Source organism: Pseudomonas sp. ICBG1301, assembly GCF_016918385.1.
Classification (GTDB): domain Bacteria; phylum Pseudomonadota; class Gammaproteobacteria; order Pseudomonadales; family Pseudomonadaceae; genus Aquipseudomonas; species Aquipseudomonas palleroniana.
In genome coordinates, this window is the sequence record NZ_JAEKGB010000036.1 from 1 (window position 1) to 276 (window position 276).

Annotated in this window: 1 protein-coding gene; it reads right to left on the minus strand. The window is 58.3% G+C overall.

Translation table 11 applies throughout. The annotated features are described in order from the left end of the window. Positions 1-276, minus strand: a 276-nt coding sequence (locus JBE38_RS28135; RefSeq protein ID WP_205345603.1) for an immunoglobulin-like domain-containing protein, incomplete at both ends; no start/stop codon positions are given.

Below are 276 nucleotides of genomic sequence, written 5' to 3' on the forward strand. Positions count from 1 at the left end.
TTACTGCTGCGCCGTTTTTATCCACAAGGCTGGCGGTGTAAACGATGTTGCCGCCTTCGCCCACAGTGTTGGTCGCGGTCAGGACCACATCGACCTTGTCGATGGTGTCGTTGATGATCGTTGTCGCGCCGTTGCCTGCAACTTCCAATTTCTCGAAGTTGCCGCCGGTAGCGTCGGTGATCTTGACGGTCTGGGTGCTCTTGTCGATGAACACGTCATCGCTTGGTGCCGGGACGGTCACGGTGCCGACGGTGTCACCGGCCTTGATGGTGATGG